The organism is Variovorax sp. OV700, from assembly GCF_900099805.1.
Classification (GTDB): Bacteria; Pseudomonadota; Gammaproteobacteria; order Burkholderiales; family Burkholderiaceae_C; genus Variovorax.
In genome coordinates this window covers 77,690-104,212 of the sequence record NZ_FNDR01000013.1, presented here as the reverse complement: position 1 = coordinate 104,212, position 26,523 = coordinate 77,690, and the positions used below count along the sequence as shown (strand labels likewise).

26 protein-coding genes and 1 tRNA gene are annotated in these 26,523 nt (G+C 67.1%); 15 read left to right on the top strand and 12 right to left on the bottom strand.

The window, feature by feature from the left end:
* Positions 1-1,674, top strand: a complete 1,674-nt coding sequence (locus BLR24_RS25005; protein WP_093022307.1) for an amidohydrolase — start codon at positions 1-3, stop codon at positions 1,672-1,674.
* On the opposite strand, the gene BLR24_RS25000 is transcribed toward BLR24_RS25005, so the two are convergent.
* Both BLR24_RS25000 and BLR24_RS24995 read right to left on the bottom strand, forming a co-directional pair.
* A complete protein-coding gene (locus tag BLR24_RS25000) occupies positions 1,620-2,249 on the bottom strand; it encodes a uracil-DNA glycosylase family protein (RefSeq protein ID WP_093022304.1) in 630 nt (209 codons plus the stop codon). The genes BLR24_RS25005 and BLR24_RS25000 overlap by 55 nt on opposite strands.
* Complete coding sequence (locus BLR24_RS24995; protein WP_093022302.1) at positions 2,246-3,115, bottom strand: isocitrate lyase/PEP mutase family protein; 870 nt, start codon at positions 3,113-3,115, stop codon at positions 2,246-2,248. The genes BLR24_RS25000 and BLR24_RS24995 overlap by 4 nt, the downstream gene beginning before the upstream one ends.
* Before the next feature lie 105 nt (positions 3,116-3,220).
* On the opposite strand from BLR24_RS24995, the gene BLR24_RS24990 reads away from it, so the two are divergent.
* On the top strand, positions 3,221-3,679 hold the full coding sequence (locus tag BLR24_RS24990) for a CopD family protein (protein WP_093022299.1): 459 nt from the start codon (positions 3,221-3,223) through the stop codon (positions 3,677-3,679).
* A 5-nt stretch (positions 3,680-3,684) separates the two neighbouring features.
* On the opposite strand, the gene BLR24_RS24985 is transcribed toward BLR24_RS24990, so the two are convergent.
* From BLR24_RS24985 to BLR24_RS24975, 3 genes are read right to left on the bottom strand one after another with little or no spacing between them, the layout of a single operon-like run.
* Positions 3,685-4,125: a VOC family protein gene (locus BLR24_RS24985; protein WP_093022297.1), complete on the bottom strand. Its 441-nt coding sequence runs from the start codon at positions 4,123-4,125 to the stop codon at positions 3,685-3,687.
* Between the two features lie 16 nt (positions 4,126-4,141).
* Positions 4,142-5,380, bottom strand: coding sequence for a CaiB/BaiF CoA transferase family protein (locus BLR24_RS24980; protein WP_093022294.1), 1,239 nt, complete (start codon positions 5,378-5,380; stop codon positions 4,142-4,144).
* Positions 5,381-5,391: 11 nt separating this feature from the next.
* The gene (locus BLR24_RS24975; RefSeq protein WP_055807009.1) at positions 5,392-6,591 is read right to left on the bottom strand and encodes an acyl-CoA dehydrogenase; all 1,200 of its coding nucleotides are present in this window, start codon (positions 6,589-6,591) and stop codon (positions 5,392-5,394) included.
* 186 nt (positions 6,592-6,777) lie between these two features.
* On the opposite strand from BLR24_RS24975, the gene BLR24_RS24970 reads away from it, so the two are divergent.
* The 3 genes from BLR24_RS24970 to BLR24_RS24960 all read left to right on the top strand — a co-directional run bounded on the left by BLR24_RS24970 (position 6,778) and on the right by BLR24_RS24960 (position 8,949).
* On the top strand, positions 6,778-7,698 hold the full coding sequence (locus BLR24_RS24970; protein ID WP_093022291.1) for a LysR substrate-binding domain-containing protein: 921 nt from the start codon (positions 6,778-6,780) through the stop codon (positions 7,696-7,698).
* Positions 7,699-7,759: 61 nt separating this feature from the next.
* Entirely contained in the window at positions 7,760-8,164 is a 405-nt protein-coding gene (locus BLR24_RS24965; protein WP_055807015.1) for a phage holin family protein, read from the top strand.
* A 68-nt stretch (positions 8,165-8,232) separates the two neighbouring features.
* Positions 8,233-8,949 (top strand): 2OG-Fe(II) oxygenase, encoded by a 717-nt coding sequence (locus tag BLR24_RS24960; protein ID WP_093022288.1) that lies wholly within the window; start codon positions 8,233-8,235, stop codon positions 8,947-8,949.
* Positions 8,950-8,953: 4 nt separating this feature from the next.
* On the opposite strand, the gene BLR24_RS24955 is transcribed toward BLR24_RS24960, so the two are convergent.
* Positions 8,954-10,948 (bottom strand): acetoacetate--CoA ligase, encoded by a 1,995-nt coding sequence (locus tag BLR24_RS24955; protein WP_093022285.1) that lies wholly within the window; start codon positions 10,946-10,948, stop codon positions 8,954-8,956.
* A 100-nt stretch (positions 10,949-11,048) separates the two neighbouring features.
* Here BLR24_RS24955 and BLR24_RS24950 point away from each other — a divergent pair, with 100 nt between their 5' ends.
* The 7 genes from BLR24_RS24950 to fahA are packed head-to-tail and all read left to right on the top strand — an operon-like array spanning position 11,049 to position 17,233.
* A complete protein-coding gene (locus BLR24_RS24950; protein WP_093022282.1) occupies positions 11,049-11,777 on the top strand; it encodes a TetR/AcrR family transcriptional regulator in 729 nt (242 codons plus the stop codon).
* On the top strand, positions 11,774-12,718 hold the full coding sequence (locus BLR24_RS24945) for an ABC transporter substrate-binding protein (RefSeq protein WP_093022279.1): 945 nt from the start codon (positions 11,774-11,776) through the stop codon (positions 12,716-12,718). Before BLR24_RS24950 ends, BLR24_RS24945 begins: the two co-directional genes overlap by 4 nt.
* The gene (locus BLR24_RS24940; protein WP_093022276.1) at positions 12,715-13,497 is read left to right on the top strand and encodes an ABC transporter ATP-binding protein; all 783 of its coding nucleotides are present in this window, start codon (positions 12,715-12,717) and stop codon (positions 13,495-13,497) included. Before BLR24_RS24945 ends, BLR24_RS24940 begins: the two co-directional genes overlap by 4 nt.
* Positions 13,490-14,260 carry an ABC transporter permease gene (locus BLR24_RS24935; RefSeq protein WP_093022273.1) on the top strand — a complete coding sequence of 257 codons (771 nt, stop codon included), beginning with the start codon at positions 13,490-13,492 and terminating at the stop codon, positions 14,258-14,260. Before BLR24_RS24940 ends, BLR24_RS24935 begins: the two co-directional genes overlap by 8 nt.
* Positions 14,257-15,045, top strand: coding sequence for an ABC transporter permease (locus tag BLR24_RS24930; RefSeq protein ID WP_093022270.1), 789 nt, complete (start codon positions 14,257-14,259; stop codon positions 15,043-15,045). Before BLR24_RS24935 ends, BLR24_RS24930 begins: the two co-directional genes overlap by 4 nt.
* 41 nt (positions 15,046-15,086) lie before the next feature.
* The gene (locus tag BLR24_RS24925; protein WP_055807038.1) at positions 15,087-15,893 is read left to right on the top strand and encodes a cyclase family protein; all 807 of its coding nucleotides are present in this window, start codon (positions 15,087-15,089) and stop codon (positions 15,891-15,893) included.
* A 20-nt stretch (positions 15,894-15,913) separates the two neighbouring features.
* Positions 15,914-17,233: a fumarylacetoacetase gene (fahA, locus tag BLR24_RS24920; protein ID WP_093022267.1), complete on the top strand. Its 1,320-nt coding sequence runs from the start codon at positions 15,914-15,916 to the stop codon at positions 17,231-17,233.
* Positions 17,234-17,291: 58 nt separating this feature from the next.
* Here the strand turns inward: fahA and BLR24_RS24915 are convergent.
* Positions 17,292-17,367, bottom strand: a tRNA-Gly gene (locus BLR24_RS24915).
* A 245-nt stretch (positions 17,368-17,612) separates the two neighbouring features.
* Between BLR24_RS24915 and BLR24_RS24910 the strand changes: the two genes are divergently transcribed.
* The gene (locus BLR24_RS24910) at positions 17,613-18,137 is read left to right on the top strand and encodes an adhesin (protein WP_093022264.1); all 525 of its coding nucleotides are present in this window, start codon (positions 17,613-17,615) and stop codon (positions 18,135-18,137) included.
* A gap of 71 nt (positions 18,138-18,208) precedes the next feature.
* Here BLR24_RS24910 and BLR24_RS24905 read toward each other — a convergent pair whose 3' ends face one another.
* From BLR24_RS24905 to BLR24_RS24885, 5 genes are all read right to left on the bottom strand, one after another.
* Positions 18,209-18,652, bottom strand: a complete 444-nt coding sequence (locus BLR24_RS24905; protein WP_093022261.1) for a MaoC family dehydratase — start codon at positions 18,650-18,652, stop codon at positions 18,209-18,211.
* 10 nt (positions 18,653-18,662) lie between these two features.
* Entirely contained in the window at positions 18,663-19,955 is a 1,293-nt protein-coding gene (gene boxA / locus BLR24_RS24900) for a benzoyl-CoA 2,3-epoxidase subunit BoxA (protein ID WP_093022258.1), read from the bottom strand.
* A gap of 133 nt (positions 19,956-20,088) precedes the next feature.
* Positions 20,089-21,516, bottom strand: coding sequence for a benzoyl-CoA 2,3-epoxidase subunit BoxB (boxB, locus tag BLR24_RS24895; RefSeq protein ID WP_093022255.1), 1,428 nt, complete (start codon positions 21,514-21,516; stop codon positions 20,089-20,091).
* Positions 21,517-21,551: 35 nt separating this feature from the next.
* The gene (gene boxC / locus BLR24_RS24890) at positions 21,552-23,228 is read right to left on the bottom strand and encodes a 2,3-epoxybenzoyl-CoA dihydrolase (RefSeq protein ID WP_093022252.1); all 1,677 of its coding nucleotides are present in this window, start codon (positions 23,226-23,228) and stop codon (positions 21,552-21,554) included.
* 127 nt (positions 23,229-23,355) lie between these two features.
* A complete protein-coding gene (locus BLR24_RS24885) occupies positions 23,356-24,300 on the bottom strand; it encodes a helix-turn-helix transcriptional regulator (RefSeq protein WP_093022248.1) in 945 nt (314 codons plus the stop codon).
* Between the two features lie 201 nt (positions 24,301-24,501).
* Between BLR24_RS24885 and BLR24_RS24880 the strand changes: the two genes are divergently transcribed.
* Both BLR24_RS24880 and BLR24_RS24875 read left to right on the top strand, forming a co-directional pair.
* Entirely contained in the window at positions 24,502-24,975 is a 474-nt protein-coding gene (locus BLR24_RS24880) for a 4-hydroxylaminobenzoate lyase (protein WP_093022245.1), read from the top strand.
* Positions 24,972-26,522 carry a 3,4-dehydroadipyl-CoA semialdehyde dehydrogenase gene (locus BLR24_RS24875; protein ID WP_093022242.1) on the top strand — a complete coding sequence of 517 codons (1,551 nt, stop codon included), beginning with the start codon at positions 24,972-24,974 and terminating at the stop codon, positions 26,520-26,522. Before BLR24_RS24880 ends, BLR24_RS24875 begins: the two co-directional genes overlap by 4 nt.
* Position 26,523 lies beyond the last annotated feature (1 nt).

Here is a 26,523-nt window from a genome sequence, read left to right as displayed (position 1 = left end):
ATGCTGCGCACCTTTTTCGCGATGGCTGCGGCCACCGCATTGCTGCTGCCGATCGGCACACAGGCACAGCCGGCCGATCTCGTCGTCACCAACGCGAAGATCGCGACGCTGGACGCTGCTTCTTCCACCGCGCAGGCACTCGCCGTGCGCGAAGGCCGCATCGTGGCCGTCGGCGGTGCCGGCGAGATGCGCGCGTTCTCGGGACCCAACACGCGCACGGTCGATGCCGGCGGGCGCACTCTGATTCCGGGGCTCATCGATTCGCACATGCACGCGGTGCGCGCAGCGCTGAGCTACTCGACCGAGGTCAACTGGATCGGCGCCGGCACCATCGCCGAAGCCATGGCGCGCATCCGCACCGCGGCCTCGCGTGCGCGGCCCGGCGGCTGGCTGATCGTGGCGGGCGGCTGGACCGAGCAGCAGTTTGCCGAGCGCCGCCGTCCCACCATGGCCGAACTGCAAGAGGCCGCGCCGGAGCATCCGGTGTACGTGCAGCTCTTCTACGAAGCGGTGGTGATGACGCCGAAGTCGCTCGAAGCGCTCGGCGTTCCCGCGGGCACGCTGCCCGTCGGTATGAAGCCCGCGGCCGATGGCGCGCCGGGCTGGATGACGGGCGACATCGTCGGCATCTCGGCCCTGTTCGACAAGCTGCCCAAGCCGACCTACGCCGACAACGTGGCCGGCACACGCGCCTTCTTCAGCGAGCTGAACCGCCTCGGCATCACCGGCCTGGTGGACCCGGGCGGCTTCAGCATCGCGCCTTCGCAGTACGCGGCGCTGTTCGAGCTATGGCGCGAAAAGGCGCTGACGCTGCGCGTGGCCTACAGCGTGTTCGCGCAGAAGCCCGGCGCCGAGATGCAGGAGTTTCGCGAGCTGACGCAGATGCTGCCGATGGGTTTTGGCGATGACATGCTGAAATTCAACGGCCTTGGCGAACGCGTGACGCTCGCGATGTACAACAACAATTTTCCCGACGCGGCGGCGAAGGAGAAGTTCTATGAACTGATCAAGTGGGCGGCGATGCGCAAGCTGGCCGTCACCATCCACTGGCAGGAGAACGGATCGGTCGACCATCTGCTCGGCCTGTACGAAAAGCTCAATGCCGAGGTGCCGATCCGCGATCTGCGCTGGTCGATTGCCCACCTTGACGATGCCTCGCCTGAAACGCTGGCGCGCATGAAGGCGCTAGGCATCGGCTGGACGATGCAGGACGCGATGTACTTCCAGGGCGACCGCGCGCTCACGGTGCGCGGCGAGGCGGCGCGCCGCATGCCGCCGATCGGCAGCGCGCTACGCGCGGGCGTGAACGTGGGTGCGGGCACCGATGCGCACCGAGTGGCTTCCTACAACCCGTTCGTCGCGCTGCAATGGATGCTCGACGGCAAGACCGTGAGCGGCAAGCCGATGCGTGGCCCCGACGAAACGCCGACGCGCGAGCAGGCATTGCGGCTCTACACGGCGGGCAGCGCATGGTTCAGCTTCGACGAGGCGAAGCGCGGCACGCTCGAAGTGGGCAAGCTCGCGGACTTCGCAATCCTCGACCAGGACTTCTTCGCGGTGCCGGTGGAGCGCATCGGCAAGACGGTGTCGCTGATGACGGTGGTGGGTGGCCGCGTGGTCTATGCCGCGCGGCCCTTCGATGTGGTGGGCACCTCGGTCGCCGTGGCACCATAGGGTTGAGCGAGCGCCTGCCGCACGCGCTCGCGCAGGACCGGCAGCACATCGCTTTCGAACCACGGGTGGTGCTTGAACCAGCCGGTGTTGCGCGGCGACGGATGCGGCAGCGGAATGAAGCGCGGCGCGTACTCCGCAAAGGCCTCGACGGTTTCGGTCACGTTGCTCCTACGCGCCGCGCCCAGGAAATGGCGCTGCGCGTACTGACCGATCAGCAGCGTCAGCTCGATGTTCTTCAGCTGCGCGAGCAGGCGCTCATGCCACAGCTCGGCGCATTCCCTACGCGGCGGCAGATCGCCGCTGCTGCCTCGGCCCGGGTAGCAATAGCCCATCGGCATGATCGCAATCTGCGCGGCGTCGTAGAACACCTCGCGCTCGATGCCGAGCCAGCGGCGCAATTGCTCGCCGCTCTTGTCGTCCCACGGCGTGCCGGTGGCGTGCACGGTCATGCTGGGCGCCTGGCCGACGATGAGCAGACGCGCGCCGGCGCTGGCCTGCACGACCGGCCGCGGGCCGAGCGGCAGGTGCGCGGCGCAGGCTCGGCAGCTGCGGATTTCCGCGAGGAGCGCGTTCATGGCGCCAGCGAATGCGCTACTTGGACGACCGCAGCGGACGCGCAGAACGGCCTGAAGAACCCGTCGAGGTCCGCACCCACCGCCGCGCCCGCGAAGCCGTCGAAGCGCCCCTGCTCGGCGAGCGCGCGCGCGGCGCGGTCGAAGCCGCCCCAGGCCGCGCGTGCGAGCGCGCCTCCCACGCTGACCCGCCGCACGCCGAGCTCTGCAATGTCCTGCATGGCGAGCTCGCTGGCCCAGCCGATCAGCAGGTTGACGGGCTTGGGCGCCACCGCGGCGACCACGGCCGCGATCTGCTCGCGCGTGCGAATGCCCGGCGCGTAGAGGCAGTCGGCACCGGCCTCGGCATAGGCCTTGAGGCGCGCGATGGCGTCGTCGAGGTTGGGCCGGCCGACGAAGAAATTTTCTGCTCGGCCCACCAGCAGCGTGTCGCCGCCGGCCGCGTCGATGGCACCGCGTGCCGCGCGCAAGCGTTCGACCGCAACGCCGATCTCGAAGAGCGGATTCGCCGCATCGCCGGTCGAGTCCTCGATCGACAGTCCCGCCACGCCGGTGTCGAGCGCCAGCCGCACGCTCTCTGCCACGGCTTGCGGATTGGCCCCAAAGCCATTTTCGAAATCCGCGTTCACGGGCAGGTCGGTCGCGGCGACGATGTCGCGCAGGTGCGCCAGCACGACGTCGCGCGATTGGGCGCCGTCGGACAGGCCCAGCGACCACGCATGGCCCGAGCTCGTGGTGGCCAGCGCCTTGAAGCCCAGACCCTGCAGGTAGCGCGCGCTGCCCGTGTCCCAGGGATTGGGGATGACGAAGCAGCCCTGCTCGTGAAGGGCGCGGAAATCGGCGCGTTTCTGGGCGACGGTGCGGGTCATGGGGTCCTCATCTTTCTCGGCTGTGCGAATGTGCGAAAGATGGGTTTTTAACGCAACGCCGCGGACATTGCGCGCTCGCACCTTTCGGTGTTCTGATCGGTCCCCATGCCCCACGCCATTTTGCTTTTCATTCATCTTCTCGCCGCCGCCTTCTGGGTCGGCGGCATGGCCACCCTGCACTTCGCGGTGCGTCCCGCCGCGGTCGCCACGCTGGAGCCGCCGCTGCGCCTGCGCACCATGGCCGCGGCGCTGCGGCGCTTCTTCATCGGCGTGGATGCGGCCATCACGCTGCTGTTCGTAACCGGCGTGGCGATGATCCTGCTGCTCGGCGGTTTTCGCACGGTGCACTGGCGCGTTGAGGCCATGATGAGCATCGCCATCGTGATGGCGGGAATTTACGTGTACATCCGCGCCTCGGTGTTCAAGGCCCTGCGGCGCGCGGTGGACGAGAGCGCATGGCCCGTTGCAGCCGGGCGGCTCGACATGATCCGCAGGCTGGTGAGCCTGAACCTCGCGCTCGGCGTGGTGGTGTTCGGCGTGGCGATCCTGGGGCGCGCCGGCTAGATCGACTAGGAGCTGCTGCCTGCCGGCCCTTTCAGCTCCACCCCGTTGCCGTCGGGGTCGGCGATGTAGATCGAAGGCCCATTGCCCTCGGCGCCGAAATTGTTCTGCACCTCACCGTGCACCGGCACGCCGTGCTGTGCCATCAAGGCGCGAATCGCTGCCTCATCGAAAGGTTCGATGCGCAGGCAGAAGTGATCGACGTTGCGCCCTTCCTTGCCGGCCAAGGCGCCGCCCTGCCTGCCCAGCGGACCGTCAGGCGTGATCAGGTCGATGAGGCTCGCGCCCGCGCGCAGGTGCACCAGCCCCAGGTCGTCGCGGCGCTTCTCCACCGCGCAGCCGAGGACGTCGCGGTAGAAGGCGATCGCGCGTTCGATGTCTTTCACGCGCAGCACGACGTGGTCGATGCGCAGCACGGCGAAGGGTGGGCTGTGCATCGGCTCCGTCATGGCCTGCGTTCCTCTCTCAGACCACGCCCGCCGAGCGCAGCGCGTCGAAGCGCGCAGCGTCGATGCCGAACTCGGCCAGCACCTCGCGCGTGTGCTGCCCGAGCGCGGGCGGCGCGTGGCGCAGCACGGGCGGCGTGGCCGTGAGGCGCAGCGGGCTCGCCACGCCGGTGATGCTTTCGATTCCGTCGCCCGCATGGCGCGGCAGCGTGACGGCCAGGCCGCGCGACTTGACCTGTGCGTCGTCGAAGGCCTGCGCAATATCGTTGATCGGCCCGCAGGGCACGGCCTTGTCCTCGAGCAGCGTGACCCAGTCGGCGGTGGTGCGCGTACGCGTGAGCTCTTCCATCATCGGAATGAGCACGCCGCGGTGTTTCACGCGCAGCGTGTTGCTCGCAAAGCGCGCATCGGCCGCCCACTCCGCGTGGCCGGCCGCTTCGCAAAAGCGCGCGAACTGTCCGTTGTTGCCAATGGCCAGCAGCATCGAGCCGTCCAGCGTCGGAAAGTCTTGATAAGGCGCCAGGCTCGGGTGCGTGTTGCCCTGGCGCTCGGGCGCCTTGCCGGTGTTGAGAAATGCGCTGGCCTGGTTCGCGAGGATGGCCATGCCCACGTCGAGCAGCGCCATGTCGATGTGCTGGCCTTCGCCGGTGCGGTCCCGTACCTGCAGCGCCGCGAGGATGGCGGTGCTGGCATAGACGCCGGTGAACAGGTCGGTGAGCGCCACGCCCACGCGCAGCGGGCCGCCGCCGGGCACGTCGTCGGGACGGCCGGTGATGCTCATCATGCCGGTCATGGCCTGGATCATCAGGTCGTAGCCCGCGCGCTCTGCGTAGGGGCCGTCATGGCCGAAGCCGGTCACGCTGCAATAGATGAGCCGCGGGTTGGCCGCGCGCAGGGCCTCGTGGTCGAGGCCGTATTGCTTGAGGCCGCCGGTCTTGAAGTTCTCCACCACGATGTCGGCCCGCGCCGCCATCTGCTTCAGCAAGGCTTGCCCATCGGCCGTGGCCATGTCGACCGTGACCGAGCGCTTGTTGCGGTTGCACGCGGTGAAGTAGCTGGCCTGGTCGGTGTCGTTGCCGTTCGCATCCTTGATGAACGGCGGGCCCCAGGTGCGCGTGTCGTCGCCCACGCCGGGGCGCTCGATCTTGACGACGTCGGCGCCCAGGTCCGCGAGGATCTGCGTGCACCACGGGCCCGCGAGCACGCGGGACAGATCGAGGACCTTGATGCCGTCGAGTGCTGCGGGCTTGGCTGTCATGCGCTCTCGGTTCAGTTGGCGAAGGCGGCAATGCCGGTGATGGCACGACCCAGGATCAGCGCGTGGATGTCGTGCGTGCCTTCGTAGGTGTTCACCACTTCGAGGTTTACCAAGTGGCGGGCCACGCCGAACTCGTCGCTGATGCCGTTGCCGCCCATCATGTCGCGCGCCAGGCGGGCGATGTCGAGGGCCTTGCCGCAGTTGTTGCGCTTCATGATCGAGGTGATCTCGACCGAGGCCGTGCCCTCGTCCTTCATGCGGCCCAGGCGCAGGCTGCCTTGCAGGCCCAGCGTGATTTCGGTCTGCATGTCGGCCAGCTTCTTTTGAATGAGCTGGTTGGCGGCGAGCGGGCGGCCGAACTGCTTGCGGTCCAGCGTGTACTGGCGGGCGCGGTGCCAGCAGTCTTCGGCGGCGCCGATTGCGCCCCACGAGATGCCGTAGCGGGCGCTGTTGAGGCAGGTGAAGGGGCCCTTCAGGCCTTGCACTTCAGGGAACGCGTTTTCTTCGGGGCAGAACACGCCGTCCATCACGATTTCGCCGGTGATGCTGGCGCGCAGGCCGACCTTGCCGTGAATGGCGGGGGCCGAGAGGCCCTTCATGCCCTTCTCGAGCACGAAGCCGCGGATCGGACCGACGGTGCCGCTTTCGCTGACTTCCTTGGCCCACACCACGAACACGTCGGCGATGGGAGAGTTGCTGATCCACATCTTGGCGCCACTGAGCGAATAGCCGCCCGGCACCTTCTTGGCGCGCGTGACCATGCTGCCGGGGTCGGAGCCGTGGTCGGGTTCGGTCAGGCCGAAGCAGCCGATCCATTCGCCGGTGGCGAGCTTGGGCAGGTACTTCTGCTTTTGCGCCTCGGTGCCGAATTCGAAAATGGGCACCATCACGAGCGAGCTCTGCACGCTGGCCATCGAGCGGTAGCCCGAATCCACGCGCTCGACTTCGCGGGCGATCAGACCGTAGGCCACGTAATTGAGGCCGGGGCCGCCGTACTGTTCGGGAATGGTCGGGCCCAACAGGCCGAGCGCGCCCATTTCACGAAAGATGGCCGGGTCGGTCTCGCCCGTGCGGAAGGCTTCGATGACGCGGGGCGCGAGGCGCTCCTGGCAGTAGGCATTGGCCGCGTCGCGGATCATGCGTTCTTCGTCGGTCAGTTGCTGGTCGAGAAGAAGGGGGTCGTCCCAGTGGAATTGCGCTTTGGCGGCCATGTGGCTGTCTCCGGTATTGGGGGAAAAACGAAAGGGAGGGGAATGGGGTCGATCCTAGCCATGCAAAGGGCCGGGCGCAAACGATGAATCCTCACCCAGATATGCGCCGTACGCACATCTTGCATGGGCTCGCAAACACGTTTCCATTGGTAGCAGCACCGCTCCAGTCATACACTACCGGCATACATGCGCCGCAAGATCCCACCCCTGCAGACCCTCGTGTGCTTCGACGCTGCCGCGCGGCATGAGAGCTACACCCGCGCCGCGCAGGAACTCGCGCTCACGCAAAGCGCCGTGTCGCGCCAGATCGGCACGCTCGAAGCCTTTCTGGGCGTTGCGCTGTTCCGCCGCACCCGCCATGGCGTGGCGCTCACGGCCAGCGGCGCGGCCTATGCGCGGCAGATCACCAAGCGGCTCGAAGCGATGGAGCGCGACACGCTCGACGCCATGGCGCACCAGGGCGAAGGCGGCTCGCTCTCGCTGGCGGCCGTGCCCACCTTTGCCACGCGCTGGCTGATGCCGCGCCTGAAGGGCTTTGCGGCGCTGCAGCCCGACGTGGTGGTGCACATCGAGACACGCACGCGCCCTTTTCTCTTTGCCGATGCGGAGTTCGACGCCGCGCTGTACGCCGGCACGCCCGCGCAGGTCGAGAACTGGGCCGGCACGCGCGCGCTGCTGTTGATGCATGAAGACGTGGTGCCGGTGTGCAGCCCCTTGCTGCTGCCGTCATCCGGACGCAAGGGCAACGCCGTGTCGCCCGCGGCCATCGCGCAGATGCCGCTCTTGCAGCAGAGCACGCGACCCGACGGCTGGCGCCAGTGGTTCGATGCGCAGCAGATCGATGCGCCCAACGCGCGCGGCGGGCCACGCTACGAGCTGTTTTCCATATTGGCCGCGGCCGCGTCGCACGGGCTCGGCGTGGCGCTGATGCCCACCATGCTGGTGGCCGACGAGCTTGCGCGCGGCGAACTGGTGGTGGCCTGCGCGCGGCCGCTGTCGGGCGAGCGCAACTACTACCTCGTGACGCCCGAGCGCGCCGACCAGCGTCCACTGCTGAAGTTCTTCAGCGACTGGCTGCTGGGCGAGGCGCGGCGCGGCTCGCCGTAAGAGGCTGTCGATATGATGGTCCGCATCGCGGCGCGGACCGTCTTCCGTCCTCACACACACCATGCTGAACAACCTCGCTCCCTTTCTCGTGCACTGGGCCATCACCGCGCTGTCGCTGTGGGTGGCCAGCCTGATCTTTCGCGGCATCAAGTTCGAGAGCACTTCGGCGCTCGTGATCTCGGCCCTGCTGCTGGGCCTTGCCAATGCCATCGTCAAGCCGCTCCTGATCGTGCTCACGCTGCCGCTGACGCTGTTGACCCTCGGCCTCTTCTTGCTGGTGATCAATGCGCTGATGATCATGCTGGTGGCCGCAATGGTGCGCGGCTTCAAGCTCTCGGGCTTCTGGACCGCGTTCTTCGCGAGCATCTTCATTTCGCTCTTGAGCATTGGCATCGACTCGCTGGTGAACAGCGGCGATCCGGCAACGACCATCCAGATGCCGACGGGCAGCGGCAAGTGGCTGTAGGCCTGTAGGGCTGCACCCATGTCCGGAAACAGCGAGCGCCAGGGCCGCGCCGGCAGCACACTGCCGGCATGCCGACCCTCTCTCCCAAAAAATCCGTTGCCGCTCTCGACTGGCCCCGCATTGAAACCGACCTCGCGACGCGCGGCTCTGCAACCACGGGCGTGATCTTCAGCCCGGAGGAATGCAGCGCGCTGGCTGCTCTCTATGACGAACCGGTCCGTTTCCGCAGCCGCGTGGTGATGCAGCGGCATGGCTTCGGGCAAGGCGAGTACCAGTACTTTGCCAACCCGCTGCCGCCGGTCGTGGCCTCGTGGCGCAGCGCGCTGTACGAACGCCTGTCGCCGCTTGCCAACGCTTGGGCCGCCGCGATGGGCCAGCCCGCCGACTATCCGGCGGACCATGCGTCCTACCTCGCGCGCTGCCATGCGGCGGGGCAGTTGCGCCCCACGCCGCTGCTGTTGCGCTACGGCGAGGGCGACTACAACTGCCTGCATCAAGACCTGTACGGCGACCTGCAGTTTCCGCTGCAGCTCACGGTGCTGCTGAGCCGGCCGGGCGAAGATTTCACCGGCGGCGAATTCGTGCTCACCGAGCAGCGGCCGCGCATGCAGTCACGCGCCGAGGTGGTGGCGCTCGCGCAGGGCGAAGCGGTGATCTTCGCCGTCAACCAGCGGCCGGTGGCGGGTACGCGTGGCACCTACCGCGTGACGATGCGCCATGGCGTGAGCCGCGTGCGCTCGGGGCGGCGCCATACCCTGGGCATCATCTTCCACGACGCGCGCTAGGGCGTCACGACGCCGCGCGGCGCGCCGCAAATTCCACGTACCAGCCGAGAGACGCGGGGTTGGCCATGGCCTCGCGGTTGACCACTTTCTCGAGCGGTTGGCCCAGCAGCAGTTTCTTGATCGGCAGCTCCTGCTTCTTGCCGGTGAGCGTGCGCGGAATTTCATCCACCTGGAAGATGTCGTTGGGCAAGAAGCGCGGCGAGAGCGATGTCTTGATGGCCCCGTTGATTTTCGCGCGCATGGCATCGTCGAGCGCCACGCCGGGGCGCAGCACCACGAAGAGCGGCATATAGCTTTCGCGGCCGAGGTATTCGAGATCGACCACCATCGAGTCGAGCACTTCGGGCAAGGCCTCCACGGCGCTGTATATCTCGCTGGTGCCCATGCGCAGGCCCTGGCGATTGATGGTGGCGTCGCTGCGGCCATAGATGATGCAGCCGCCGTCTTCGCCGATCTTGATCCAGTCTCCGTGACGCCACACGCCGGGGTAGGTGTCGAAGTAGCTCGACAGGTAGCGCGCGTTGCCTTCGTCGCCCCAGAAGTACAGCGGCATCGACGGAATGGGCCGGGTGCAGACCAGCTCACCCACTTCGCCGATGACGGGCTGGCCGTTTTCGTTCCAAGCCTCGACCGAGTGGCCGATCTGGCGGCACTGCATCTGGCCGGGCACCTCGGGCAACTCGCGGTTGCCGCCGACGAAGGCGCCGCAGAAATCCGTCCCGCCCGAAATGTTGCACCACCACACGTCGCTGGCGCCCGCTGCCTTCACTTGCGCAGTGCCCCAGCGCTGCACGTCTTCGGACAGCGGCGAGCCGGTGCTGCCGAGCGCGCGCACGCGTGAGAGGTCGCCGCAATCGGCCGCGATCACGCCCGCCTTCATGCAGTTGGTGAAGTAGGCCGCGCCAGCGCCGAAGAAGGTGATGCGGTGCTTGGCGACGAAGCGCCACAGCACGGCCCAGTCGGGCTTCTCCTTGCTGCCTGCAGGATGCCCGTCGTAGATGACGATGGTGCTGCCGAAGGCCAGGCCCGATAGCTGGCAGTTCCACATGACCCAGCCGGTCGAGCTGTACCAGTGAAAGCGTTCGCCGAAGTTGTTGGCGCCGTAGCTCGCGCCGACGTCGTTGTGCATGCCGCAGGCATACATCGTCATGATGATGCCGCCCTGCCCGTGAACGATGGGCTTGGGCAGGCCGGTGGTGCCGCTCGAATAGACGATCCAGATCGGATGGTCGAAGGGCAGCCACTCGGGTTCGAAGGCAGCCACCTCGGCGTCGCTCCGCGCAATGGCGTCGTGCCAGTCGGCATCGGTGGCAAGCTGTTGCGCGGCATGCGGCGTGCGGAGCAGCAGCAGCTTCTGCACGCTGGGCAGCGCGTCGCGCAATTCCTGCACCACGGCACTGCGGTCGACGGGCTTGGCGCCGTAGTACACACCGTCGGCGGCAATCAGCAGCGTGGGCTCGATCTGGCGGAAGCGGTCGACCACCGCGGCCGTGCCCATGTCGGGCGCGCACACGCTCCACACCGCGCCGATGCTCGTGCACGCGAGAAACGCCACCATGGTCTCGGGCACGTTGGGCATGTAGGCGGCCACGCGGTCGCCGCGCTGCACGCCCAGCGAACGCAGCGTGAGCGCGACCGAGGCCACCTGGCGACGCAGCTCGGGCCACGACAGCTCGCGCACTTCGCCGAGTTCGTTGTCGCTCACGATGGCGGGCATGCCGGCCGCATGGGCCGCATCGGCATGGCGCAGCACCTCGCGTGCGTAGTTGACCTGCGCACCGGGGAACCACTTGGCGCCGGGCATGCGCGCATCGGCCAGCACCGCGGTGTGCGGTGTGAGCGAGCGCATGCCGACGTAGTCCCAGATGCTCTGCCAGAAGGCGTCGAGGTCGGTGACGGACCAGCGCCACAGCGCGTCGTAGGTGTCGAACGACAGGCCGCGCTTCTCGCGCAGCCAATCCTGGTAGAGGCGAATCTGGGGAGTGTTGGGGGCAGACATGCGTCGAGCGTAATGCCGCGCCACGCGCTGCTCAATCGGGGTTGACCTCAGGGTTTGTACGTGTGTTCAATAGTTTTGTACAGACGTTCAATACAGCCCCATGAATGCCCGCACTCCGACCGTCAAACGAAGCGCTCACCGTGCCGCGGCCGCCACCGCCGAAGCGGCCCGGCCCGACCGGCGCCACGCGATCCTGCTGGCGGCGGAGAAACTCTTTGCGCAGCACGGCTACCACGCGGTCACCATCCGGCAGATTGCCGAGGAAGCCGCCGTGCCGCTGGCGCTGGTGGGCTATTACTACGGCCCCAAGCACGAGCTCTTTCACGCGATCTTCGAGCACTGGAGCCACAGCATCGAGGAGCGGCTCGCGGGCCTCAAGGCGGTGAACAACGACCCCGACGACGCGCGCACGCTGCCGCGCATCATCGAGGCCTTCACCGGGCCGGTGCTGGCACTGCGTGCGAGCGCCGAGGGCGAGTACTACGCGCTCCTGGTGGCGCGCGAGCTCTACCACGCCACCGAGGAAGCCGACCGCGTGCTGCGCGGCTACTTCGACCCGCTGGCCGAGGCCTACATCGACGCGCTGCACGTCGCACTGCCGCATGCCACGCGCGGGCAGGCCGCCTGGTGCTACCAGTTCTCGCTCGGGGCGCTGCTGCATCACCTGACCGACAGCCGCATCGAACGGCTCTCGCACGGCGAGAACCGGCGCAGCGATCCGGCCGCGGCGCCGATGCTCGTGAACTTCATCGTCGGCGGGCTGCGCGCCGCGCTGCCTCGGCACAAGGCACCGCCAAAGAAAACCACCTCCAGGAGACAAAAGACATGATGAAAAGACGCACCCTGCTGTCGGCGCTGGCCGCCGCATCGGCCGCCGCGGCGCTGCCTTCGCGCGCGCAATCGAATCCGAAGATCGTGTTCGGCTACACGGCCGTGTCCGACTTCGCCTCGGTCTTCCTGGCGGCCGAAGAGGGCTACTTCAAGAAGCGCAACCTCGACGTGGAGCTGAAGTTCATTCCGCTCAACTCCACCATTCCCGCGGCGCTGCAGTCTGACTCGCTGCAAATTGGCGGACCCACGCCCTCGGTGTTCCTGCAGGCGGTGGACGGCGGGCTCGACCTGGTGCTGGTGGCCGGCGGCGGGCTCACGTCGAAGACCATCACGGGCTTCGGCCTGGTGGCGCGCGCCGGCTCGGGCATCAAGAACCCGCAGGACTGCGTGGGCAAGAAGATCGGCGTGCCCGGGCTCGGCGCGTTTCTGCACGTGACCTTCCGTGCCTGGCTCAAGGACAGCGGCGTGGACTACCGCAAGGTCAACTTCGTCGAGGCCTCCTTCCCGCAGCATGCCGACCTGCTGCGCGGCGGCTCGGTCGACGCGGTGGTGTCGGCCGATCCTTTCATGAGCCGCATCACCGAGAGCGGTGCGGGCTACGTGGCGTCGTACTACTCGACCTTCCTGCCCGAGAACAACCAGACCATCGTGCATGCGGCCAAGCGCGAGTGGGTGATGAAGAACCCGGCCGCCGCGCGTGCATTCCGCGAATCGCTGGTCGAGGCCGCCGCCTTCATGCAGCAGCCGAAAAACGACGCCAAGGTGCGCGCCGCCATCGGCAAGTACATCAAGCTGCCGCCCGAGGTGCTCTCGAAGATCCAGATCTCGCCGCCCGGCGCCATGGTGAACGAGAAGCAGCTGGGCTACTGGGTCGGCCTGATGAAGGACCAGGACATGCTGAAGACCCCGATCGACGTTGCGAAGTTGATCGCCAAGTGAACGCTGCAGACGACTTTCTTCGCTTCGACGGCGTCACGATCCGGCTCGGCGGCCGCGAGATCCTGTCGCCAACTTCGTTTGACGTTGCGCGCGGCGAGTTCGTCTGCATCGTCGGCCCGAGCGGCTGCGGCAAGACCACGCTGCTGCGTGCCGCCAGCGGGCTCGTGACCGCGAGTGCCGGCGAGGTGCGCCGCAACGGCGTGAAGATGACGCAGCCCTCGCGCGAAGTGGCCTTCGTGTTCCAGGACTACGGCCGCGCGCTGCTGCCCTGGCGCACGGTCGAAGGCAACGTGAGCCTCGCGCTCGAAGCGGCCGGCGTGCCCGCGGCCGAGCGCGCGCCGCGCATTGCCGACGTACTGGGCAAGGTGGGCCTTTCGAAACATGCACAGAAGTTTCCGGTGCAGCTTTCGGGCGGCATGCAGCAGCGCGCGCAGATTGCGCGCTGCCTGGCGCAGAAGCCCGAGTTGATGATGATGGACGAACCCTTCGGCGCGCTCGATGCACTCACGCGCCAGAGCCTGCAGGACGAACTTGCGCGGCTTGTACGCGACGACGGGCTGACGGTGCTGTTCGTCACGCACGACCTGGAAGAAGCCATCTACCTCGGCGACCGCGTGATCGCGCTGCAGGCCAATCCGGGGCCGGGCCGGCCGAGCCTCGCGCGGATGATCGACGTGAAGATTCCGCGCCCGCGCGACCAGCTCACGACGAAGGAGCATCCGGAGTATCTGCAGTTGCGGCGTGAGCTGTTCGCTTTCATCGAGCAAGGCCATGACTGAACGCGGCTTCTTTCGCTGGCTGCGGCCGTGGATCTTTCCGGCCGTGCTCATCGGCGCCTTCGAGTGGTATGCGCGCCGTGCATCCGCATTGGGCAGCGATGCGCTCGCACCGCCGAGTGCGGCCGCCAAGGCTTTCGTCGGCGCAGCGCTCGACGGCTCGCTCTGGCAGGCCACCGGCTTCACGCTGGGCACGGCCGCGCTCGGGCTGGTGCTGGGCGCGGTGCTCGGCATCGCATTCGGGCTGGTGCTGGGGCTCTCCCGTCGCGCGGCGCAGCTGGGCTCAATGTCGATCGAGGTGCTGCGGCCCGTGCCTTCCGTGGCGCTGATTCCGCTCGCGATGCTGACCTTCGGATTCGGCGTGCGCATGGAGCTGGCGATCGTCGCCTTCGCCACCTTCTGGCCGCTCCTGGTGCTGGTGCAGTCGGCGGTGCAGCAGATCGAGCCTCGGCTTCTCGAAGTGAGCCGCGTGCTGGGCCTCTCGGCGCGCGAGCGGGCTTTCAAGATCGTGCTTCCGGCCATCGTGCCGCGCCTGTTCGTTGCGCTGCGGCTGGGCGTGGCGGTGGCGCTGGTGGTGGCGGTCACGGTGGAGATCGCGGCCAACCCCAACGGCATGGGCTACGCGATGATGATCGCGCAGCAGAGCTTCGATCCCGCGCTGATGCTCGCATGGCTGGGCTGGATCGGCGTGGTGGGCTTTGCGGTCAACGCGGGCATGCTGCTGCTGCAGCGCGTGGTCGCGCGGCGCATGGGGGTGCAGCCATGAACGCCCGCAGCCGTGTCGGTGTGATGAACTGGCTGGGTTCGTTCGCCGTGCTGTGCGCATTCATTGCGCTGTGGTGGGCGGCAAGCAATGCAGGCTGGGTAAGCCGCGTGTTCCTGCCGACACCGCAAGCCACTTTCGCGAGCCTGCTCGAAGGGCTCAATCTCTCAGGCGGTTCGGGTCACGGCGAGCTGCTCGCCTTCACGCAGGCCACCGTCGGCCGCATGGTGCAGGGCTGGCTTTTGGCCTCGCTCTTCGGCGTGCTGCTGGGTGCGGCCATCGGCGTATCGCCTGCGGTGCGCGCATGGGTGCAGCCGACGCTCGAATTCATCCGCCCCCTGCCCGCCTCGGCGCTGCTGCCGCTGGCCATTTCGATCTTCGGGCTGAACCCCGGCATGGTGCTGTTCGTGGTGGCGTTCGGCGCAATGTGGCCGGTGCTACTGGCCACGGTGCACGGCTTTGCGGCGGTGGAGCCGCGGCTGTCGGAGGTGGCGCGATGCCTGCAGATGTCGCGTGCGGCTTTCGTCTGGAAGATGGGCCTGCCCAACGCGATGCCCGACATCCTGGCCGGCATGCGGCTCGCGCTGACCATTGCGCTCATCGTTGCAGTGGTGGGCGAAATGATCGCCTCGCAAAGTGGCCTGGGCCAGGCCATTCTTCTCGCGGCGCGCGCGTTTCGCGCCAGCGACCTGTTCGCCGGGATCGTGCTGCTCGGGCTCATCGGCTTCGTGAGCAACGCGCTGCTGGCCTTTGCCGAGAAGCGCCTGCTGCGCTGGCAGCAGCCCTGAACTCTTCACTCCAACATCAATACCCTGCAAGGAGCCCCACCATGCCACGCAAATTCGTCGACCTTTCGATCTTTCTCGAAAACGATGTGCTGTCCGACCCACCGGCCTTCGCGCCGAAGATCCAGTACTTCACGCACGAGCAGACCTACGAGCAGATCGAGCCCTTCTTTCCGGGGTTGAAGAAAGAAGACCTGCCCGATGGCGAAGGATGGGCCGTGGAGCTGGTGCAACTTTCCACGCACAACGGCACGCACCTGGATGCGCCCTATCACTTCCACTCGACCATGGACAAGGCGCTGGGCGAGAAGAAGCCCGCCATCGCCATTCACGAGGTGCCGCTCGAATGGTGCTTCCAGCCCGGCGTGAAGCTCGACTTCCGGCATTTCGCCGATGGCTACGTGGTGACCGCCGATGACGTGGAGGCCGAGCTCAAGCGCATCGGCCACACACTGAGCCCGCTGGAGATCGTGGTGGTGAACACGCGCGCGGGCTCGCGCTACGGCCACCCCGACTACGTCTCGGCCGGCGCGGGCATGGGCTACGAAGCGACCATGTATTTGCTGGAGCGCGGCGTGCGCCTCACGGGCACCGATGCATGGAGCTGGGATGCGCCCTTCGTGCACACGGCCAAGAAATACGGCGAGACGCAGGATGCCTCGCTGATCTGGGAAGGCCACAAGGCCGGCCGCGACATCGGCTACTGCCACTTGGAGAAGCTGCACAACCTCGAGGTGCTGCCGCCCACGGGCTTTTTCATCAGCTGCTTTCCGCACAAGATCCGCGGCGCGTCGGCCGGGTGGACGCGCGCGGTGGCGATCTTCGACGATGCGCTGATGGCGTCGGTCTGAACGCGGGAGGCGAGAGATAAATGATTGCGCTCAACCACACGCACGACGCCGGCGCCACGAGCTGGGTCGACACGGCGAATATCGAAGGAACCGACTTCCCGATCCAGAACCTGCCGTATGCGGTGTTCCGCCGCACGGGCAGTCCGGAACCGTTTCGCGGCGGCGTGGCCATTGGCGACCAGGTGCTCGACATGGCGGCGCTCTCCGCGCGTCAATTGCTCGACGGCCTCGCGCTCGATGCGGCGCGTGCCGCCGCGCTGCCGGCGCTCAACGATTTCTTCGCGCTCGGCGGCGCCGCCTGGCAGGCGTTGCGCCACGCGGTGTTTGCATTGCTGCGGAGTGATGCACCTGCCGCCACGGTGCATGCCGTGCGCGAGTGCCTGGTGCCGCAGGCCGAGGTCGAATACACGGTGCCCGCACGCATCGGCGACTACACCGACTTCTACACCTCCATCGATCATGCGCTGAACATCAGCCGGCTGATGAATCCAGACGGCGACGTGACGCCCAACTTCCGCTGGATTCCCACGGCCTACCATGGGCGCGTATCGACCATCGGCGTCAGCGGCCAGCGCTTCCATCGGCCGATGGGCCAGACGATGGCGCCGGGCGCGAAGGCGCCCACGTACCACGCCTGTGCGCGGCTCGACTACGAGCTGGAGCTGGGTGTGTGGATCGGCGAGGGCAGTGCGGCCGGCGAGCCCATTCCGCTCGCGCGCGCGGAAGAACACATCTTCGGCATCTGCCTGCTCAACGACTGGTCGGCGCGCGACATCCAGTTCTGGGAGATGGCACCGCTCGGGCCCTTTCTTGCCAAGAACTTCGCGACCACCATCTCGCCGTGGATCGTGACGATGGAAGCGCTGGCGCCCTACCGGCAGGCATGGACGCGGCCCGCCAATGAGCCCCAGCCGCTCGACTACCTTGAAAGCCCGGCGAACCGTGACAGCGGCGCCATCGACATCCGCCTGGAGGTGTGGCTGGAAAGCGAGAAGGCGCGCAACAGAAGCGGGCCTTCCCGCCTGTCGCGCACGAGCTTCAGGCACCAGTACTGGAGCGTGGCGCAGATGGTGGCGCACCACACGGTGGGTGGCTGCAGCCTGAATCCCGGTGACTTGTTCGGCAGCGGGACCATCTCGGGACCAGGTCCGGGAGAGGCCGGCGCCATCATCGAGTTGACGCGCGCCGCGCAAAGCCCGGTCACTCTTGCCAACGGCGAGCAGCGAGGGTTTCTGGAAGACGGCGATGCGGTGCTGCTGCGCGGCTGGTGCGAGAAGCCGGGGCGTGCGCGCATCGGCTTCGGCGAGAGCCGTGGGACGGTGCTGCCCGCAAGAGGCTGAACAATTCGCAGCGACCAAAAGAAAAGGCCACCGGTGAGGTGGCCTTTTGCATGAAATGTGGAGCGGGAAAAGAGTCTCGAACTCTCGACCTCAACCTTGGCAAGGTTGCGCTCTACCAACTGAGCTATTCCCGCATTTCAGGAGTCGAATTATAGAGGGATTTTTGGGGCTGTTTTGAGCGGTCGCGTTTCGAACACCACCAAGAGCCGCGGCCCTAACGCACGAGACCCGGTTTCCGACGACGGAGAGGTCCCACACCAGCGAGCGGCCATCTCGCACATGGCGACATAGGAGCGGCCCGCGACGGTAGCGACCGAACTGGCCCCAAGCCGGTTCGGGCCGATCACCGGCCATCTTCAAACGAAAGGAAAAGTCACCTATGAAGCAGCAACAACAACACAAGTCCATCGTCGTCGGCGCCTTGCTCGCAGGCCTTCTCGCCATGAGCGGCTTCGCACAGGCACAAGGCGTGGGCGTCGGCGTGGGCGTGAATGCCGATGTCAACACCTCGGGTGCCGTCAAGACCGCACCGGCCCAGGGCAGTGCAGGTGCAGGGGCGGGAATTGCCGCAACGGCCGGCACGTCCACCTCCACTGGCGGAAATGCCGGCGGTGCAGCGGGCGGCCTGGGCAACACGCTCGGCGGTGTGGTGGGCGGTGCAACGGGTGCGGTGGGCAAAGCGACCGATACCGTCGGCGGTGCCACCGGGGCTGTGAGCGGTGCGACGGGCGCCGTCGGCGGCGCCACCAATGCGGCAGGCGGCGTCACCAATACCGTGGGCGGCACGCTGAACAGCGCGACCGGCGCCGTAGGCTCGGCCGGCGGCGCGGTGAAGCCTTCGGGTGCCGGCGTGAAAGCCAGCGGCAAGGCCAAGGGCTCGGGCGCCGTCGACGTCACGAAGTAACACGCTTGGGCCGTAAAGTCCCATGAAGCCCGCAGCGCCCGCGCGTTGCGGGCTTCTTTTTGTTCGGCGAATCAGCCGAGCGGCTCTAGCCTGAACAGGCTCGTGACTTCCACATCGAGCACCATGAGTTCGCGCTGATTGAAGAGCCGCCAGCGCCAGCGCAGGATGCCGAGCGTGGGACGCTTTTCCGAGCGCCGCGCCTCGATGACATCGGCCACCAGCCGCAAGGCATCGCCGGGCCGCACCGGATGGGGCCAGCGCACATGCTCGAGCCCCGGCGACGCGAACGACTCGGACCCTTCGAGCGCGGCATCGACCACGAGGCGCATCGCGATCGAACAGGTGTGCCAGCCGCTCGCGATCAGTCCGCCAAAGGCGCTGTCCGCCGCGGCGACGGGATCGGTGTGGAACCACTGCGGGTCGTAGGCTTGCGCGAACCCGATCAGTTCCGTTTCGGAAACGACATAGGGCCCGGCCTCGATGACCTGGCCGGCGTGGAAGTCGGCGAACTTCATTCGCCGCAGCTTAGTACGTTTCGAGGTGCAGGCGGCCTTCGCGCTTCAATGCGGCACCGACTGTGTCCCAGTCGAGCCCGGCTTCCTTGGCGACATCGCGCAAAGCGAGCACCACGCCTTCTTCCATGCTCTTGAGGCCGCACACGTAGAAGTGGCTTGCGCCGTCTTTCAGCAGCGCGGCCAGGTCGGCGGCACGTTCGCGCATCAGGTCCTGCACGTAGCGTTTGGGCTGGTTGGGCGTGCGCGAGAACGCGAGGTTGATGTCGATGAAGTCTTTCGGCAGCGATTGCAGCGGACCGAAGTACGGTAGCTCCTGCTGGGTGCGCGCGCCGAAGAACAGCATGAGCTTGCCGCCTTCGAACTTGCCGCTCTTGCGCAGGCGCCGGCGCCATTCGGTCATGGCGCGCATGGGCGCGCTGCCGGTGCCGGTGCAGATCATCACGATGTGCGACTTGGGATGGTTCGGCATCAGGAACGACGAACCGAAGGGTCCGACCACCTGCACCGTGTCGCCCACCTTCAGGTCGCACACGTAGTTGGAGCACACGCCGCGCACCGGATCGCCCTGGTGGTCTTCGGTCACGCGCTTCACCGTGAGCGACACGTTGTTGTAGCCGGGCCGCTCGCCGTTGCGCGGGCTGGCGACCGAATACTGGCGCGCATGGTGGCGCTTGCCAATGGCATCGACACCCGGCGGAACGATGCCGATCGATTGGCCTTCGAGCACCGGGAACGGCACCACGCTGAAGTCGAGCACGATATGGTGCGTCTCGCTGTCGAAGCCCGCCTCGGTGCAGTTGAAGTTGCCGACCACGGTGGCGGTTGTCGGCGCCTTGGGCGCAAACAGGTTGGTGTAGGCGTGCGCGGCCGACCACGGGGGCACGGTGGCGCCGTATTGCGCCGAGTTGAAAACCGGCTCGACGGATTCGACCGCGGCCTGGGCTTGCGCCTGGGTCTGTGCGGGCACGGCGGCTGCCGCATCGCCAGCCGCTTCGGCGGACACGCCCGCGGCTTCGAGCTCTTCGGGCGAGAGTTCGGCTGGCAGCGACTCCCAGGTGAGCTGCTCTTCGATCGAGTAGGCGCGCACCAGGGGCATCGTGCGCCAGTTGTCGATCGAGCCCGTGGGGCACGGCGAGATGCAGGCCATGCAGCCATTGCAGACGTCGGCCCGCACGACGTAGTTGTTGTCGTCGTGCGTGATCGCGTTGACGGGGCAGGTGGCCTCGCAGGTATTGCAGCGAATGCAGATCTCGGGGTCGATCAGGTGCTGCTTGATCACTCCGGCTTCAACGGCCATGTCCATGATGTTCTCCTAGAGCCCTCCCCCTCTGGGGGAGGGTTGGGTGGGGGCACGCGGCACTTGTCGTGGTCACGCCGCTGTTGCCCCCATCCCAGCCTTCCCCCAGAGGGGGGAAGGAGCAATACCCAAATACCAATCAACCGAAACGCACGTACTCGAAATCGACCGGCTGGCGGTTGATCCCCATCACCGGCGGCGAGATCCAGCCAGCGAACTTGCCCGGCTCCACCACGCGGCCCATCAACGATGCCACGAAAGCGAAGTCTTCGGCGCTCGGCAGCCATTCGTCCCTCTTGGCGGCCCATTCGACTTCGTTCACCACGCGGCCTTCAGGCGACATCTTGATGCCGGCGAGCGCGCCGATCTGGCGGTTGAAGGCCTTGTGCGGCACCGTCAGGCGGGTCGGGATGCCGGCCTTCTCGAGCACCTTGTTCCAGCGGCCCACGCCGGCCACGGAGTCCTTGATGAAGTCGTCGCGCAGCACTTCGTTGAGCGCGTTGAGCATCGGCACGTCCTTCTCCAGGAGCTGGCCGTCCTTCACCTCGAGCACCTTGTAGGTCTGGCCCTTGAGCACGTGGTCGTCGCCGCGCTTGCCTTCTTCGTAGCGGCCCTTCAGGCCCGAGCTGTAGAAAATGGCGGCGTTGCTCGACTGGTCGGCGCCGAACAGGTCGATGGTCACGCTGTAGTGGAAGTTCAGGTAGCGCTGGATGGTGCCCAGGTCGATGGCGCCGGCGGCGCGCACCTTCTGCGCGTCGTCGGTCTTGAGCTCGTTCATGACCTGCGCGGTGCGCGCCAGGACGCGCGAGACGCCGCTTTCGCCCACGAACATGTGGTGCGCTTCTTCGGTCAGCATGAACTTCGTGGTGCGCGCGAGCGGATCGAATGCGCTCTCGGCCAACGCGGCCAGCTGGAACTTGCCGTCGCGGTCGGTGAAGTAGGTGAACATGAAGAACGCGAGCCAGTCGGGCGTCTTCTCGTTGAAGGCGCCCAGGATGCGCGGGTTGTCCACGTCGCCCGAGGTGCGCTGCAACAGCGCCTCGGCTTCCTCGCGGCCGTCGCGGCCGAAGTGCTTGTGCAGCAGGTAGACCATGGCCCACAGGTGGCGGCCTTCTTCCACGTTGATCTGGAACAGGTTGCGCAGGTCATACATGCTCGGCGCAGTCAGGCCCAGGTGGCGCTGCTGCTCGACCGATGCGGGTTCGGTGTCGCCCTGTGTCACGATGATGCGGCGCAGGTTGGCGCGGTGTTCACCGGGCACGTCCTGCCAGGCCTTCTCACCCTTGTGGTCGCCGAAGTGGATTTCGCGGTTGGCATCGCCCGGGTTCAGGAAAATGCCCCAGCGGTAGTCGCGCATCTTCACGTGGCCGAACTGCGCCCAGCCCTGCGGATCGACGCTCACCGCCGTGCGCAGGTACACCTCGTGATTGGTCGATCCCTCGGGGCCCACGTCGTCCCACCAGTTGATGAAGTTGGGCTGCCAGCCTTCGAGCGCGCGCTGCAGCGTGCGGTCCTCGCCGAGGTTGACGTTGTTGGGGATCTTCTCGCTGTAGTTGATCGTGCTCATCGTTGTTCCTTGGGTTGTGCGGGACTGCGGTTTCGTCAGACGCGGTTCAAATCGAAGCCGGCTTTCTCGCCGGTGCCGTAGACCTTCAGCGCACCCTTTTCGCCGACGGCGTTGGGGCGGTTGAAGATCCAGTTCTGCCAGGCGGTGAGCCGGCCGAAGATGCGGGTGGCCATGTTCTCCTTGCTGGCGAAGCGCAGGTTGGCTTCCAGGCCGGTGAGTGCATCGGGCGACATGGCGGCGCGCTCTTCAATGGCGATGCGGATCTCGTCTTCCCAGTCGATGTCGTCTGGCGCGGCGGTGACGAGGCCGAGCTTCAGTGCCTCGTCGGCATCGAGCGGCTTGCCGGCGGCTGCGCGGGCGGCGTCGAGCGGTGCGGCTTCTTCATAGAAGCGGCGCTGCAGGCGGCTCTGGTCGTTCACCATCGGGAAGAAGCCGAAGTTGAATTCATTCAGCACGAGCTTTGGTGCGCGCGCGGCATCGTCGGGCAGTGCCAGCATGTAGGTTCGGTCGGCCGCAAATGCGACCTCGGCCAGCGTGCCGGCAAAGCAGGAACCCGCCTCGACCAGCGCGAACAGGCTGCGCGACGACACGTCCAGGCGCGCCAGCGTGCGGCGCAGCGCGCCGATGGTTTCGCGCACCAGCCAGTGGTCCTTGTTGGCGAGCATCACAGCGTCCGATGCGAGCACGGCCTCTGCGTCGCCTTCGGTCTTGAGCAGCCAAGTGCCGATGTCGAGCTCGTTGGTGCGCAGGTTCAGGATGGCGTCGTCGAGCTGGCGGCACATTGCGAGCGGCCACCACGCGGCAGCGGCCGCTTCGATGGCGGCAATGTCCGCGGGCTGCGCGCCGGTGGGCGCCTTGATGGTGATGGTGGCGGTGCGCTTGCTGCGGTCGATCTGGATGTCGACGTGCGAATAGCTGAGGCTGTCGGCGGTTTCCGTGCGCTCCAGGCGGGTCAGCGCCACGCCCTTGCCGCCCGCGGGGCGATCGCTGCCGGCGGCGAGCTGTGCGGCGCGCTCCTGCACGGCGGCGGCAAATTGCGCCGGCTTGGCCACCGCATCGACCAGGCGCCACTCGACCGCGCGCTGGCCGCGCACGCCTTCGACGCTGGTGCAGAAGATGTCGGCGAGGTCATGGCGCACGTGGCGCTTGTCGGTCACGCGGGTGAGGCCACCGGTGCCGGGCAGCACGCCGAGCAGCGGCACTTCGGGCAGCGACACGGCCGAGGAGCGGTCGTCCACCAGCAGGATTTCGTCGCAGGCCAATGCCAGCTCGTAGCCCCCGCCGGCGCAGGCGCCATTCACGGCCGCAATGAACTTCAGGCCCGAGTGCTTCGACGTGTCTTCGATGCCGTTGCGCGTCTCGTTGGTGAACTTGCAAAAGTTCACCTTCCATGCGTGGCTCGACACACCCAGCATGAAGATGTTGGCGCCCGAACAGAAGATGCGGTCCTTGCCGCTGGTGACGATCACGCTGCGCACTTCAGGGTGCTCGAAGCGCACGCGGTTGAGCGCGTCGTTCAGCTCGATGTCCACGCCCAGGTCGTAGCTGTTGAGCTTGAGCTTGTAGCCGGGGCGAATGCCGCCGTCTTCCGCGATGTCGAGCACCAGGCGCGCTACCGAGCCTTCGAAGCTGAGCTTCCAGTGCTTGTATTGCGTGGGTTCGATGCGGTAGTCGACGCGCGGGGGCGCCTGAAGGGTCGTGGTCTCGGTCATACGGAAGTCTCCTGTGGGCCAGATGCAAACCGGAAGAATAATGCATATTCTGGTTCCGATGACATGCATCATGCTGCATGCGAACAGGCAAGTCAATGCCTGAATTGCTTTTTTTCAAATCAGCAGATCAGGCGCCCGGGCGCATGGACTGATGGGCGACGGCGCGCAGCGCCTGGAAGCTTTGCGCCAGCGTCTTGCCACTGGTATCGACCGACAGGTCGGCCTTCGAATAGAAGGCCGCGCGGCCGTTCAAAATGCGGCGCAGGTCTTCCATGGCCTCCTTGCTGGCGGCCATCGGGCGGGTGTCACCCTGGGCGGCCACACGGCCCATGTGCTCTTCGGGCGCCGCCTGCAGCCACACGGTGGTGCAGTGCGCGAGCAGCTCGTTGAAGGTGGCGGGGTCGGACACGATACCGCCCGGCGTGGCAATGACCACTTCGCTGTAGATCTGGACGGCCTCTTCGAGCGCGCGGCGTTCGTAACGGCGGTAGGCGTTGGTGCCGTAGAGGTCGTGAATCTCGCGCACGCTGCAGCCCGCCAGCGTTTCGATCTCGCGGCTCAGCTCGATGAAGGGCACGTCGAGGTCTTCTGCCAGCATCTGCCCCAGTGTCGACTTGCCCGCGCCGCGCAGGCCCACGAGCGCGATGCGCCGATGCCGTGCCGGATCGACCGAGGCCGTGCCCAGCAACTCGCCCAGCGCCACGCGCACGCGGCGCAGGTCGGCCTCGCTGCGGTGCTCGAGCAGCTCGCGGATCAGCAGCCACTCGGGCGAACTGGTGGTCACGTCGCCGACCAGTTCGGCCAGCGAGCAGTGCAGCGCACCGGCCACCTGCTGCAGCACGAGGATCGACGCATTGCCGATGCCGTATTCGAGATTGGCAAGGTGCCGCTCCGAGACGCCGGCCGACACCGCCACCGCCTTGCGCGTGAGGCCGCGCTGCGCGCGCAGGTTGCGCACGCGGTCGCCCAAAGCGGCCAACAATGGATTCCTGGCTTCTCCCGGCGTGGTGGCGTTGCTGGCGTGGTTGCCGTCGCGCGCGGCGGGCAGCACCGCGTCTACATGCTCGTTCATGCAAGTCCTCGTTCTTGGCCGGGATTGTGCGCGCTCAGGGTAAACACCGTATATGCACTATATTGCTTGACACCCGATGTCTCGGTGCTTATTGTTCGACCACAAGCAAGATACTGCACGCGCACGAATCCTGCAAGGTAGATCGTAAGTTTCGCTGTGGCGCCAACGCTGCCAGCCAGCCTCCCAAAGGAAGCCCGCCAAATGTCCAGCAAGGAAGCATTTCATCAGTTGATCGCCGGCCTGACCGCCGAAATTGCCGGCAGGCCGCTCGACGAACAGCTCGACCAGTGGCTCAATGCCACCCATGGCGCTGGCAGCCCCCGTTTCGAGCAGCTGCGCCAAGCCTGCATCGGCGGCGTGGCCGAAGGCTGGCTGTGCGAGCGCGAAGGCGGGGGCATCAAGTATGGCCGCGTGTTCAAGGCCGACGATGCGCTGCACCGGTTTTCGGTCGACGTGGTCGACATGCAGGACATCGCCGGGCCGCATCACACCCACCCGAACGGCGAGATCGACCTGATCATGCCGCTCGAGGGCAACGCCGACGCCACCTTCGACGGACGGCCCGCGGGCTGGTGTGTCTACGGGCCCGGCACCGCCCACCGTCCGACCGTGGCGCAAGGCCGCGCGCTGGTTCTCTATCTCTTGCCCGAAGGGCAGATCAAATTCACCCCATGACCGAGCTCCTACCCAACTACGTCGCCGGCCGCTGGCAAAGCGGATCGGGCGCTGGCATGCCCTTGTTCGACCCGGTGCTGGGCAACGAGCTCGTGCGCGTTGATGCCACCGGCCTCGACCTGCCCGCGGCCTTTGCCTTTGCTCGCGAACAGGGCGGCAGCGCGCTGCGCGCCCTCACCTACCGCCAGCGCGCGGCATTGCTCGGCGCAATCGTGAAGGTGCTGCAGGCCAACCGCGATGCCTACTACGAGATTGCCACGGCCAACTCGGGCACGGTGAAGAACGACTCGGCCGTCGACATCGACGGCGCGATCTTCACCCTCGGCCAGTACGCCAAGTGGGGCGACAGCCTGGGCGACGTGCGCGCGCTGCGCGACGGCGACGCAGTCAAGCTCGGCAAGGAGCCTGTGTTCCAGTCGCAGCACGTGCAAGTGCCGACGCAGGGCGTGGCGCTTTTCATCAACGCCTTCAACTTCCCGTCATGGGGACTGTGGGAAAAGGCCGCGCCCGCGCTGCTCTCCGGCGTGCCCGTGATCGTGAAGCCCGCCACGGCCACCGCTTGGCTCACGCAGCGCATGGTGAAGGACGTGGTCGATGCGGGCGTGCTGCCCGCCGGCGCGCTGTCGGTGGTCTGCGGCAGTTCCGCCGGATTGATGGATGCGCTGCAGCCTTTCGACGTGGTCTCTTTCACCGGCTCGGCCGAAACGGCGGCGGTGATCCGCTCGCACCCGGCGGTGGCCGAGCGTTCGGTGCGCGTGAACATCGAGGCCGACAGCCTCAACAGCGCTCTGCTCATGCCCGGCGCCGCGCCCGGCAGCGAAGCCTTCAACCTGCTCGTGCGCGAAGTGGTGCGCGAGATGACGGTGAAGTCGGGCCAGAAGTGCACCGCCATCCGCCGCATCCTGGTGCCGGCCGAGGTGTACGACGCCGCGGCCGAAGCCATTGGCGCCAAGCTCAAAGGCGTGACGGTCGGCAATCCGCGCAACGAGAGCGTTCGCATGGGCGCCCTCGTGAGCCGCGCCCAGCTTCACGCCGTGAACGAAGGCCTGGAAGCACTTTCCGCGCAGACCACCGTGCTGTACGACGGCCGCAACACGCCGCTGATCGACGCCGATCCGGCCACGGCCGCCTGCATCGGCCCGGTGCTGCTGGGTGCCCGCGATGCCGATGCGGCTGTCCGGGTGCACGACGTGGAAGTGTTCGGCCCCGTCGCCACGCTGCTGCCCTACCGCGACCTGGCGCACGGCATCGCGCTGGCGCACCGCGGCCAGGGTTCGCTGGTGACTTCGCTCTACGGCAGCGACGACGCCACGCTCGCACAGGCTGCCCTGGCCCTGGCACCGAGCCATGGCCGCGTGCACGTGGTCACGCCCGAAGTGGCACAGGCTCACACCGGCCACGGCAACGTGATGCCGATGTCGCTGCACGGCGGCCCGGGCCGTGCGGGCGGCGGCGCCGAGCTCGGCGGACTGCGCGCGCTGGACTTCTACCATCGCCGCAGCGCCGTGCAGGCGAGCCCCGGCGTGCTCGCGCAGCTCGGCCTCTAGA

Coding starts and splice junctions, on each gene's coding strand:
- BLR24_RS25005 (WP_093022307.1), top strand. CDS start 1: ATGCTGCGCACCTTTTTCGCGATGGCTGCGGCCACCGCATTGCTGCTG.
- BLR24_RS25000 (WP_093022304.1), bottom strand. CDS start 2,249: ATGAACGCGCTCCTCGCGGAAATCCGCAGCTGCCGAGCCTGCGCCGCG.
- BLR24_RS24995 (WP_093022302.1), bottom strand. CDS start 3,115: ATGACCCGCACCGTCGCCCAGAAACGCGCCGATTTCCGCGCCCTTCAC.
- BLR24_RS24990 (WP_093022299.1), top strand. CDS start 3,221: ATGCCCCACGCCATTTTGCTTTTCATTCATCTTCTCGCCGCCGCCTTC.
- BLR24_RS24985 (WP_093022297.1), bottom strand. CDS start 4,125: ATGACGGAGCCGATGCACAGCCCACCCTTCGCCGTGCTGCGCATCGAC.
- BLR24_RS24980 (WP_093022294.1), bottom strand. CDS start 5,380: ATGACAGCCAAGCCCGCAGCACTCGACGGCATCAAGGTCCTCGATCTG.
- BLR24_RS24975 (WP_055807009.1), bottom strand. CDS start 6,591: ATGGCCGCCAAAGCGCAATTCCACTGGGACGACCCCCTTCTTCTCGAC.
- BLR24_RS24970 (WP_093022291.1), top strand. CDS start 6,778: ATGCGCCGCAAGATCCCACCCCTGCAGACCCTCGTGTGCTTCGACGCT.
- BLR24_RS24965 (WP_055807015.1), top strand. CDS start 7,760: ATGCTGAACAACCTCGCTCCCTTTCTCGTGCACTGGGCCATCACCGCG.
- BLR24_RS24960 (WP_093022288.1), top strand. CDS start 8,233: ATGCCGACCCTCTCTCCCAAAAAATCCGTTGCCGCTCTCGACTGGCCC.
- BLR24_RS24955 (WP_093022285.1), bottom strand. CDS start 10,948: ATGTCTGCCCCCAACACTCCCCAGATTCGCCTCTACCAGGATTGGCTG.
- BLR24_RS24950 (WP_093022282.1), top strand. CDS start 11,049: ATGAATGCCCGCACTCCGACCGTCAAACGAAGCGCTCACCGTGCCGCG.
- BLR24_RS24945 (WP_093022279.1), top strand. CDS start 11,774: ATGATGAAAAGACGCACCCTGCTGTCGGCGCTGGCCGCCGCATCGGCC.
- BLR24_RS24935 (WP_093022273.1), top strand. CDS start 13,490: ATGACTGAACGCGGCTTCTTTCGCTGGCTGCGGCCGTGGATCTTTCCG.
- BLR24_RS24930 (WP_093022270.1), top strand. CDS start 14,257: ATGAACGCCCGCAGCCGTGTCGGTGTGATGAACTGGCTGGGTTCGTTC.
- BLR24_RS24925 (WP_055807038.1), top strand. CDS start 15,087: ATGCCACGCAAATTCGTCGACCTTTCGATCTTTCTCGAAAACGATGTG.
- fahA (WP_093022267.1), top strand. CDS start 15,914: ATGATTGCGCTCAACCACACGCACGACGCCGGCGCCACGAGCTGGGTC.
- BLR24_RS24910 (WP_093022264.1), top strand. CDS start 17,613: ATGAAGCAGCAACAACAACACAAGTCCATCGTCGTCGGCGCCTTGCTC.
- BLR24_RS24905 (WP_093022261.1), bottom strand. CDS start 18,652: ATGAAGTTCGCCGACTTCCACGCCGGCCAGGTCATCGAGGCCGGGCCC.
- boxA (WP_093022258.1), bottom strand. CDS start 19,955: ATGGACATGGCCGTTGAAGCCGGAGTGATCAAGCAGCACCTGATCGAC.
- boxB (WP_093022255.1), bottom strand. CDS start 21,516: ATGAGCACGATCAACTACAGCGAGAAGATCCCCAACAACGTCAACCTC.
- boxC (WP_093022252.1), bottom strand. CDS start 23,228: ATGACCGAGACCACGACCCTTCAGGCGCCCCCGCGCGTCGACTACCGC.
- BLR24_RS24885 (WP_093022248.1), bottom strand. CDS start 24,300: ATGAACGAGCATGTAGACGCGGTGCTGCCCGCCGCGCGCGACGGCAAC.
- BLR24_RS24880 (WP_093022245.1), top strand. CDS start 24,502: ATGTCCAGCAAGGAAGCATTTCATCAGTTGATCGCCGGCCTGACCGCC.
- BLR24_RS24875 (WP_093022242.1), top strand. CDS start 24,972: ATGACCGAGCTCCTACCCAACTACGTCGCCGGCCGCTGGCAAAGCGGA.